Annotated in this window: 10 protein-coding genes and 1 pseudogene; 5 read left to right on the forward strand and 6 right to left on the reverse strand. The window is 68.6% G+C overall.

What is annotated here, in order from left to right; all coding sequences use genetic code 11:
• Window positions 1–632 precede the first annotated feature (632 nt).
• From AC3EUJ_RS36395 to AC3EUJ_RS36405, 3 genes are all read left to right on the forward strand, one after another.
• Window positions 633–764 carry a hypothetical protein gene (locus AC3EUJ_RS36395; protein ID WP_431969170.1) on the forward strand — a complete coding sequence of 44 codons (132 nt, stop codon included), beginning with the start codon at window positions 633–635 and terminating at the stop codon, window positions 762–764.
• Window positions 765–850: 86 nt separating this feature from the next.
• Complete coding sequence (locus AC3EUJ_RS36400; RefSeq protein ID WP_431969172.1) at window positions 851–2,329, forward strand: dihydrolipoyl dehydrogenase family protein; 1,479 nt, start codon at window positions 851–853, stop codon at window positions 2,327–2,329.
• A 639-nt stretch (window positions 2,330–2,968) separates the two neighbouring features.
• On the forward strand, window positions 2,969–3,334 hold the full coding sequence (locus tag AC3EUJ_RS36405) for a DUF1330 domain-containing protein (RefSeq protein ID WP_431969174.1): 366 nt from the start codon (window positions 2,969–2,971) through the stop codon (window positions 3,332–3,334).
• Between the two features lie 390 nt (window positions 3,335–3,724).
• Here the strand turns inward: AC3EUJ_RS36405 and AC3EUJ_RS36410 are convergent, their stop codons facing one another.
• Entirely contained in the window at window positions 3,725–3,982 is a 258-nt protein-coding gene (locus tag AC3EUJ_RS36410; protein WP_488180999.1) for a hypothetical protein, read from the reverse strand.
• Between AC3EUJ_RS36410 and AC3EUJ_RS36415 the strand changes: the two genes are divergently transcribed.
• Entirely contained in the window at window positions 3,878–4,195 is a 318-nt protein-coding gene (locus AC3EUJ_RS36415) for a GntR family transcriptional regulator (RefSeq protein ID WP_431969186.1), read from the forward strand. The two genes, AC3EUJ_RS36410 and AC3EUJ_RS36415, sit on opposite strands and share 105 nt — an antisense overlap.
• A gap of 218 nt (window positions 4,196–4,413) precedes the next feature.
• On the opposite strand, the gene AC3EUJ_RS36420 is transcribed toward AC3EUJ_RS36415, so the two are convergent.
• A complete protein-coding gene (locus tag AC3EUJ_RS36420) occupies window positions 4,414–5,262 on the reverse strand; it encodes a helix-turn-helix transcriptional regulator (RefSeq protein ID WP_431969176.1) in 849 nt (282 codons plus the stop codon).
• Between the two features lie 136 nt (window positions 5,263–5,398).
• On the opposite strand from AC3EUJ_RS36420, the gene AC3EUJ_RS36425 reads away from it, so the two are divergent.
• A complete protein-coding gene (locus tag AC3EUJ_RS36425) occupies window positions 5,399–6,253 on the forward strand; it encodes an NAD-dependent epimerase/dehydratase family protein (RefSeq protein ID WP_431969178.1) in 855 nt (284 codons plus the stop codon).
• A 324-nt stretch (window positions 6,254–6,577) separates the two neighbouring features.
• Here AC3EUJ_RS36425 and AC3EUJ_RS36430 read toward each other — a convergent pair.
• From AC3EUJ_RS36430 to AC3EUJ_RS36445, 4 genes and pseudogenes are all read right to left on the reverse strand, one after another.
• Window positions 6,578–6,868: pseudogene (locus tag AC3EUJ_RS36430) on the reverse strand (transposase); the annotation flags it as partial.
• 153 nt (window positions 6,869–7,021) lie between these two features.
• On the reverse strand, window positions 7,022–7,378 hold the full coding sequence (locus tag AC3EUJ_RS36435; RefSeq protein ID WP_431969180.1) for a transposase: 357 nt from the start codon (window positions 7,376–7,378) through the stop codon (window positions 7,022–7,024).
• A 780-nt stretch (window positions 7,379–8,158) separates the two neighbouring features.
• Entirely contained in the window at window positions 8,159–8,779 is a 621-nt protein-coding gene (locus tag AC3EUJ_RS36440; protein WP_431969182.1) for an L-threonylcarbamoyladenylate synthase, read from the reverse strand.
• A gap of 189 nt (window positions 8,780–8,968) precedes the next feature.
• On the reverse strand, window positions 8,969–9,913 hold a 945-nt coding region (locus AC3EUJ_RS36445), incomplete at its 5' end, for an aldehyde dehydrogenase family protein (protein WP_431969184.1).

Consider the following 9,913-nt stretch of genomic DNA (forward strand, 5'->3'; position numbering starts at 1 on the left):
GGTCTCTACGATTCCAGGGGATTGACATCACCCGAACTCTTACCGTGTCGCAGCGGTCCACGGACTGCGGATGAAGACTTACCAAGGGTGCCGCGCACGGGCGGACCGTTGACGTGGTCAGCATCGGCCGACGGTCTCGTTCCCTGCCGCTTCCCGGCAAGGGCGTGATCGATCACCACCGCCGCAGCCGGGCCCGACACTGACCCTCACCGACCCCGAGCGTCGTAGCGGCACGACACCCAGGCGGTATTGATATCATCGACCTGTGGTTCCCCGAGCGGCGAGCGGGCATCCGCTCGACTACGGGCAGACGGGTGGGCTGCCGGTCTGGGTGATCGTCTCCGGCTACTCGTGCTGATCGTCGCGCGGCTGCTGCCCACGCGGCGGGCTGGCGTACATGATCCCGGCCTCGGTCTTCCGGGAACGGCTGGCGATCGCCGGCGCAGAGTACAACAATTGCACCTACTCCCTGTCCGCCCACACCTGCATAGGGACGGACGTCGCCAAGGTCGGCACAGGGGAACTGCCCGCCGCGCAGAGTCCGCCGACCCACACCACCGTTTCCGGCGGCCCTGGCCCACGCAATTGCCCGCGGGCCACATCGGCGAGACACAGCCAAGGACGCCCAGGCCGTGGGTGTCACCAACGCCGAGATCGCCGAGCTCGTAAGCGATCCGGCGTTGAACATCCTCACGGACTCCCGCCATGCCCTCGCCAATGCCGACACCGTATGGCCGCTCGTCACCCCGCACAGCCACGCCTGACCGACGGCCCGGCCGACCGGGCCCGACGGGCGATATCACCACGCCCTGGACCGTCATCAGACACCCCCAGGATTGCGAGGAAGAATATGAGCGAATCGCGCAACATCCAGGCAGGTGCGCGTTACGACGTGGTCGTGCTGGGCGCCGGCCCGGCCGGTACGAACGTCGCCGACCGCGCCCGTGCCGCCGGTCTCTCCGTAGCGGTCGTGGAGCGGGAACTGGTCGGCGGTGACTGCGCGTACTGGGCCTGCGTGCCCAGCAAGGCGCTGCTACGGCCGGTCATCGCGCTCGCCGACGCCCGGCGCGTGGACGGTGCCCGGCAGGCCGTCAGCGGTCAGGTCGACGCCGATGGCGTCTTCGCCCGTCGCAACCGCTCTGTCCGCGACTGGGACGACACCAGGCAGGCTCTGTTCCTCAAGTCCATCGGAGCCGACCTCTTCCGTGGCCACGGCCGTCTCTACGGGCCCCGACGAGTCAGTGTCAGCCGTGACGACGGCACCCGGCAGACCCTCACGGCACGGCACGCGGTGGCCGTCGCCACCGGCAGCCGGCCGGCGTTGCCCGACATCCCGGGCATCGCCGAGGCCCGTCCCTGGACGAACCGGGAGGGCACCGATTCCAGCAGCGTCCCCGCCCGCCTCGCCATCATCGGCGGCGGCGGCGTCGGCATCGAGATGGCCACTCTCTGGCAGGGCCTCGGCTCCCAGGTCACGCTGCTCGTGCGGCGCCGCTTGATCCCCCGCATGGAACCCTTCGCCGGCGAACTGGTCGCTCAGGGATTGAAAAAGGCAGGCGCGGATGTACGGGCCGGCGTCCAGGTGACAGCTTTGCACCGCCCGGACCCGCGGGGGCCGGTCACCCTCGCCTTCGACGACGGCGGCCAGCTGGAGGCCGACGAGGTCTTGTGCGCCACCGGCCGCACGCCCGCGACCGACGATATCGGCCTGGACACGGTCGGCCTCACCCCCGGCTCGTGGCTCGATGTGGACACCACCTGTCTGGTGCAGGGGGTCGACGACCACTGGCTGTACGCGCTTGGCGACGTCAACCATCGTGCCCTGCTCACCCATCAGGGCAAATACCAAGCCCGGACCGCCGGCGACGCGATCGGTGCCCGCGCCGCAGGTCGCCCGCTGGACGACACGCCTTGGGGCGACCACGCCACCACCGCCGACGAGCACGCCGTACCCCAGGTCTTCTTCAGCGACCCCGAGGCGGCCGCGGTGGGCCTGAACGCCGAACAGGCGGAGCGCGCCGGGTACCGCATCAAGACCGTCGACCTCGACTTCGACGCCGCCCAAGGCGCCAACCTCTACGCCGACGGCTACCAGGGCCACGCCAGGCTGGTCGTCGACCTCGACCGGGAAGTCCTCGTCGGAGCGACCTTTGTCGGCCCTGGTGTGAGCGAGCTCCTGCACTCGGCAACCATCGCGGTCTCCGGCGAGATCCCGCTCAAACGGCTCAGGCACGCGGTCGCCCCCTTCCCCACCATCAGCGAGATCTGGCTCTTTCTCCTCGCCGCTTACCAGCGCGATTCGGAGAGGGCGTGTCAGCCCAATGGATGACTGGCGGTGTTCACTGTGCTTGGCAGATCTCGACGGCCCGGCGGCGGGGCGCGAGTTGAAAGCCTTGGGCATCGTCGCTGAGGGCGATGACGGTGACCCATCCGAGGTGCCGGGTGGTCGGTCCAGTCGTGAGGTGGCCGATGTAGCCGTCGTCGGTCCAGACCCGCGCCAGCCGCCGGCAGTGTGCTTCTTCGTCGCGGGCAGCAGGATGCGGGCGGCGCCCGGTCGGTCGTGGATGCTCCAGTACGCATTCTCGCAGCGCCCGACCACGGCGCACTGTGCTGGGATCACCGGCTCCCGCCCGGACGAAGGACGGGAGCCGGCCGGGGACGTGACATCGGTTGCGGCCGTGAGCCGGCAGCAAGCCCGCAGGGACGGTCGCTGATCATCACCGGCAACGGGCGCCCAGCGACTGGCATCCCCCTCTTTCTCAACCCCGCCGTGTCCACGCCCAGATGTAACAGGTTCTGGATCGGGATGCAGACACCACAGCGGGTCCATCGGGCGCATCGCCGAAGCTCACCCCGACGAGCCGAAGTCGGTGAGTTGCGCAAACCGCCCCCTCAAGGTTAGATCACATTAGTAATCTAACTGCGCTGCGCGCCCACCCGCGCCTAGCCACCTTGAGAGGAATGTCCAGTGAGCACCTATCTGATCAACCATCTCCGTATCCCTGGTGACGTCCCGAACGAGCAGGGACTGTCATACCTGGAGCAGGTCGAGGCCACTGTCAAGCCGTTCGGCGGGAAGTGGCTGGCCAATGGCGCAGCCGATGTGATCGAGGGTTCGTGGCCGGGTCTGGTCGTACTCATGGAGTTCCCCGACCGCGCCGCCGCTGAGTCCTGGTACCAATCCCCCGAGTATCAGGCGATCCTGCCGCTGCGCGTGCGCAACGCGATCTCGGACCTCGTCCTGATCGACAGCCTGCCCGCGGGCTACACCGTGAAGGGCTTCGCGCGCGAGGTGCGTGCCGCGGTCGCGGCGGCGGCCGGCGCCTCCGAGTGACCTCGTCATCCCGACCGGACCGGCCCGGTGAACGGCCCGGGAACTGGTGATGCAACGGCCCTGGCCCATATCGGGTCAGGGCCGCCCGGCGCGGGGCGGTTGCCCTCATAACGGTCTCACGAGCATGTACTCGCTCTGCCAGGCAGGCTTGTCGCCCCACTTGGTCTGCTGTTCAACGAAGCGGGGAGTCTCCGGGAGCGCTGGGCGCGTTGTCTGCCGGGCTACCCCTGGAAATGAGCGAGAGGTGGGGCCGGCCATTCAAGGGCGCCTGCGGCCGCGATCCGGGTCGGCGTCCCGCGGCCTTGGACAGTCCGGGCCGCCGCTCGACGGCTGGCTGACACTTACCGTGCCGCCTGATGGGAGACATCCCCTGCGCGGGTCGGTGGGGCTTCATAACGGTCGATCGGTCGTACCCAGGGCGATGAGTTCGGCGCTGTCCATCGCCTTCCCGAATGCCTGCGGCGCACGTCGCATGTGGAAGTAGTCCCACTGCGCGCGGTGAATCACTTGGGTCGGGTGGCCGAGCGCGTACAGCACGTCCCAGTGCAGGGCCTGGGCCCAGACATAGCCCGGTTCGCCGTCGGCGTCCATGTCCTCGACGTCGATCGGGGTGTCTGCGAGCGCGGAGGCCAAGCGGCGGCTGTCCACGGGGCCGGCGGCGAAGTCCAGGAACGCGGCGGGGTCGGCGCTCGCGGGTGTGCCGTCGGTGGTCTCCTCGTCCCAGGTGGGCCGGGAGTCGTAGCGGCCGACGACATCCGACAGCAGATCACCGGCGACACTCTGCGCGCCGGAGACAAGCTGCCGTCCGAGTCCGAACTGATGACCGACTACGGCGTATCGCGCATCGTGATCCGCCTCTAAGATTATGCCTGTCGTCTATCGCTCGCCGCAGGCGCCCGCCGCCCAGCGGAGCCCGGCCGGGTGTGCCGACCGCGATCGCGGCGCGCCCGAGGCGGCTGGCAAGGGTTCGCCGATCCCGTGCTGATCACCAGACGGCAACGTCAGATGGAGGCCTCAGCGTCAATGGGCGGGCGATGTGCGGGGGGGGCAGGGGGCAAACGTGAAAGTCGTGCACGCGTTCAGGAACTCGCCGGCGTCAGGTCCTGCAAGCCCACCACCCTCAGCAGCTGCATGCGCTGGTACGACTCCGATCCCGGGCGGGCCGTGTGGATGACGAGCCGCTGGTTGTGGTCGGAGTTGGCGAGGACCTCGCAGTCGAGTTCGAGGATGCCGATCGCAGGGTGCCGGAAGCGTTTCGTGGCGGCGCGGCGTACGGCGACCTCGTGTTCGTCCCAGAGGCGGGCGAACTCCTCGCTCGTGGCGTGTAGTTCCGCGACGAGCGAGGCCGGTTCGGGGTCGGTGGGGCGGGCCGCGGCCACCGCTCGCAGGCCGGCGACCTGCTCGCGGGCGCGCTGCGGTCGGTCCTCGGGCGGGAACAGGTCCTGAGCCGTCGGGTCCAGGAAGAAGCGGCGGATCATGTTGCGTTCTTGGGGCGGGCGGGCGAGGACGTCTCCGCTCACCACCCGTGACAACGCGTTCTGGGCCAGGACCTCGCCGTAGTCGGTCACCACCATCGCCGGGGTGTCGTGCAGCCGGTCCAGCACCAGGAGCAGGCCCGGGCGTACGTGCGTGCTGGTCGTCTCCCGGCGTGGCGGCTGTTCGCCGGTGAGGTGGAAGAGGTGGTCGCGTTCGTCCTCCGTCAGCCGCAGTGCACGGGCCAGCGCGGTGAGCATCTGGCGCGACGGGCTCGGGCCCCGGGACTGTTCCATCCGCGTGTAGTAGTCCACGGACATGCCGGCCAGCTGGGCCACCTCCTCGCGGCGCAGCCCCGGCGTACGGCGGCGGGCGCCTGCCGAGAGGCCCACGTCGGAGGGGTTCAGGCGGGCGCGAGCGCGGCGCAGGAAGTCGGCGAGTTCGGGTCGGTTCACCTCTCCAGGGTGCGGGAGGCCCGCCGGCTTATCCAGGGACTCCCGATCCCCCGATGAAGAGGTCTCTCCCGATCGTTCCCCCATCCGCCGAGGCTGGTCGTCAACGACAGGCGACACAGTGCGCGAGGAGCAGATCATGCTGACTTTGGTGACCGGTGCGACGGGACAGGTCGGACGCCGCTTCGTGCCGAGGCTGCTGGCCCAGCGGCAGCCGGGCGAGCAGGTGCGGGTCCTGGTACGGGACGCGACCCGCGGCGAGCGTTTCGCCGAGCTTGGCGCCCAGGTATTCGTAGGAGACATGCGCGACGAGGAGACCCTCGGCAAGGCGCTCGCCGGCGTGGACGCCGTCGTGAACGTCGCCGCCTCCTTCCGAGGAGTGCCGGACGAGGAGGCATGGGCCGTCAACCGGGACGCCGCGGTGGCACTGGGCCGCGCCGCGCAGGCCTCCGGTGTGGAGCGGTTCGTGCAGGTCAGCACGAACAATGTGTACGGCGTCGGACGGGGCCGCCCGCTGACCGAGGAGGACGAGAGCCGCCCGGGCGGCCAGATGTGGGGCGCCTACCCCGAGTCCAAGGCCCAGGCCGAGCGCGAACTGCTCGCGCTCAAGAACCTGGACGTACGCATCGGGCGGCTCCCCTTCGTCTACGGCGAGGGCGACCCGCACCTCGCCAACTCCTTGCATTGGGCCGCTCGTTGGGCGCCGCAGCAGCGCCTGCAGATGGCCCACCACGCTGACGTCGCCCAGGGTCTGATGCGGCTGCTGTACGCGCCTGGCATCGCGGGCCGGATCTACAACATCGCCGATGACGCCCCGGTCACCACGGTTGAGCTGTACCAGCTCAACCGTGTCGAGGTGCCCGCCGGGATCCACGAGCTCACGGACCCCGACCCGTGGTACGGGATCACGTCCAACCAGCGGATCCGCCGGGAACTCGGCTTCCGGCCGATCTACCCGAGCGTCTGGACCGCCCGGGATGCCGGAGCCCTGTGACGGTCACTGCGCCAGGTCGGTTATGAGGCGGACGTAGGGGGGTGGCCCGGTCGACCAGGGCGCCGCCCGCCGATGCCTGTCGGGCGCCGAGGATGAGGCCGCCCTCCCGGTGGCCGGCGACTGTGCGGTCGTCCGCCTCGGGAAGGGGTGGCGAGCGGGCGCATGCTGGGGATGGCGTTCGCCAGCGGTATGCCACGCCGCTGTCTCCTGCGGCGGCTGTGGCCGGGGAGTCTGGCGGTGCGCTTGCCGAGGACTCCTCGACTTCCGCAAGGCCGACGACCACCACAGCCCCGGGGCTCAAGGGTCTCCGGCTAAGAGGTCGTCTCATTTGGTGAGCCTGCGGAAGCAGATGAGGGTGCAGGCGATGCTGGTGAAGGCCAGGAAGTGGTCGGCTGAGCGTTCGTAACGGCGGTGGAGACGGCGGCATCCGGCGAGCCAGGCCATGGCCCGTTCGATCTTCCCGCGATGCCGACCCAGGCGTGCGGAGGATTCGATGCCCTTGCGTGCGATGCGATGGGCGATGCCTCGCTGCCGTAACCATCGTCGCAGGTGAGTGGAGTCGTAGGCTTTGTCCGCGTAGAGCTTGGAGGGCTTGCGCCGGCGCAGTCCGCGAGCGGATCGGCGGTATGCCGCGGACCAGCGGAATCAGTGCCTGGCTATCGTGCGTGTTCGCGCCCGAGATCCCGACGGATACGGGCAGACCGGAGCCTTCAGTTATCAAATGGATCTTCGACCTGTTCTTGCCCCGGTCAACAGGATTCGGGCCCGTCAGGTCCCCCCTTTCAAGGCCCGCATGTTCACCGAGTCGATCGCGCACCGGCTCCAGTCCAGCTCACCGTGAGAGCCAAGCTCGTCGAGGACCAGGCGGTGCAGCTTCGCCCATACCCGGGCCTTGGTCCACTCCGTGAACCGGCGATGTGCGGTCGCGCCCGACGGCCCGAACGACGGTGCGGGCAACTGCTGCCACGTGCACCCCGACGTCGCCACGAACACGATGGCCGCCAGCACTTCCCGATCCCCGTGCCGTCGCCGGCCACCGCCTTGCGGCCTGGTCGGTGCAGGCGGCACCACCCGTTGAAACAAGGCCCACAACTCATCCGGCACCAGCCGCTCAACGATCCCCACGCCCGCAGACTACCGAACCAGCCAAATGAGATCACTTCTTAGCCTCGATCTTGCATGAGGGCCCGCCAGCAAGCTGACGGGCCCTCATGCAAGATCGAGGCTAATCCTCAGTAGGTCGAACCGCTTATGGGAGCCGGTAGTGCGGAGTCAGGGCGGTGCTGCTGCAAGGAGTGATTCATCCGTGGCGTCAACCAGCACCCTCGGCGCACGCTGCTGTGACCCGTATGGAAGTCATGAGGATGCGTAGCCGCCGGGGCGGTTATTGCATGGGTGCCAGCGGCCCGGCGCGGCCCCTGACGCGCCGGGCCGCTCAAGACTTCAATACCCCTTTGCGCTGCGCGATCAGACCAGTTGAAGACCCCGTGGGTCACCCATGCGGCGTCATGTCTCTCGGCTTCCCGCCTCGGGATGCCAAAGAAGTAGCTGTTGCGGCTCACGCCGCTGCATCGTGCGGCAACGCTGTTCGGCGGCCAGTCGCCGGGTCTTCCGGCGCACTCGTTCCGCGAAGGGCTGGGGCGTCGTTGGCCCCGGCCTACTCGGCTGCGTCCAACCACGACTTGACGCCTGGGCGCCCCAACGCGATGGCCACCTCGCGTTCGCTGGGTGCGAGGGCGGCAAGAATGCACACGAGTCGGGGATCTGCCGGGACATGGTCAAGAAGTGAGTCTTCTGGGCACGTGTCCTGGGCCAGGAGGTCTCGCAGTGTAATGCCCTCACCACAGGGGGTCTCCAGGAGAAGCACTCTACGGCCACCATACCTTCGTGACCGGCCTCGTGGCCTCACTCGAACCGCGAGGTGTCTCCCGCGCCCCGCCGTACGATCTCTGCCACTCCGCCGGAGAAGTCGACCACCGTCGTCGGCTCGGTGCCGCAGTCCCCGGAGTCGACCACGGCGTCCACCGCGTGATCGAGCCGGTCCTTGATCTCCCAGCCCTGGGTCATCGGCTCCTCATCGTCAGGCAGCAGCAGTGTGCTGGACAGCAGCGGCTCGCCCATTTCGGCCAGGAGCGCCTGGGTGACCACATGGTCCGGGATGCGCACACCCACGGTCTTCTTCTTCGGGTGCAGCAGCTTGCGCGGCACCTCACGGGTGGCCGGGAGGATGAAGGTGTAGCTGCCGGGCGTGGACGCCTTCACGGCCCGGAACACGTCATTGTCCACCTGCACGAACTGGCCAAGCTGCGCGAAGTCCCGGCACATCAGCGTGAAGTGGTGCCGGTCGTCGAGGTGGCGGATCGAACGGATCCGGTCCATGCCGTCCCTGCTGCCCAGCCGGCAGCCCAGCGCGTAACAGGAGTCGGTGGGGTATGCGATGAGTGCTCCCGACCGCACCGCGTCGGCGACCTGGGCGATGCTGCGCGGCTGGGGGTTCTCGGGGTGCACGTCGAAGTACTTCGCCATCTGCCGAGCTTATGCCGTACCCGGGTCGCATCACCCCAGCAGTGCACGGGCCGGCCGGACGCCCAGCGGCCGCGGCATCCCCGATGACGCGCCGACGTAGACTTCACGTGCGCCGCCGCCGCTTACGCAGGGTGCAAGAGCGGAGCCACAGATTCATCAGTTCGGGCGACAGCACGGTGTGCCGCAGTGTCACCGTGGCGATCCTGTCGTCATGGGCATTGACCGCAGCCACACATCCGATAATCGGCCTGACCCTCCGTTCGGCCTGGTGCTCTCGCGGGTTCGCATCCCGCCGGCGGGGTGGCTGCTGATGGTTGCCATGGAGCCGCGCACGCCCGCCAGGGAGCTGGACGACCTGGCTGACCTCGGTTGGCCCATGTGGGGCGACGCCTTGGAGCGCGATCCCCGGTCGGTAGTTGTCAAGTCAAATGAGACGTTTATATCGCTATGAGCTGTGTAGTTCGGGTTGTGCTCGGTTGGTGGGCCCGAGTCCGACGGCTCGCGTCCGTACCCGCTGCGCTTGCCGCCGCCGAAGGGGATCTCCGGGTAGCTGGTCGTGTTGCCGTTGATGAAGGCCATGCCGGATTGCACGTCGCGTACGAACAAGGCCCGCTCCGCCTCGTCCTCGCTCCACAAGTTGGAGCCCAGCCCGTACGGGTGACCATTGGCGATCTCCAGAGCCTCCTCCAGCGAGCCGACGGTCCGCAGCTGCGCCACGGGGCCGAAGACCTCCTCATGGCACATCTTCATGTCGGGAGTGATGTTCGTCAGCACCGTGGGCGGGTAGAACCAGCCCGCCCGATCGGGCCGATGCCCGCCCACCAGCACGGTCGCCCCCTTGCGGACGGCATCGTCGACGTAGGCTTCCACATCCTCTCGGCCGGACTCGGTGGCCAGCGGGCCGACGTCGGTCTCATCCATCGGATCCCCCACCACCAGCGCACCCATCTTGGCAACGAACATCTCGAAGAAGGCTTCTGCGATGTCCGCGTGAACGAAGAAGCGCTTGCCTTTGATGCACGACTGCCCGTTGTTAAGGCACCGCGTCCTGACCGCGGCGTCGGTGGCCCGTTCGAGATTCGTGGAAGGCATCACGATGAACGGGTCCGAACCCCCGAGCTCGAGGACCACCTT

The sequence above is a fragment of the Actinacidiphila sp. bgisy160 genome (assembly GCF_057707815.1).

Coding starts and splice junctions, on each gene's coding strand:
- AC3EUJ_RS36400 (WP_431969172.1), top strand. CDS start 851: ATGAGCGAATCGCGCAACATCCAGGCAGGTGCGCGTTACGACGTGGTC.
- AC3EUJ_RS36425 (WP_431969178.1), top strand. CDS start 5,399: ATGCTGACTTTGGTGACCGGTGCGACGGGACAGGTCGGACGCCGCTTC.
- AC3EUJ_RS36440 (WP_431969182.1), bottom strand. CDS start 8,779: ATGGCGAAGTACTTCGACGTGCACCCCGAGAACCCCCAGCCGCGCAGC.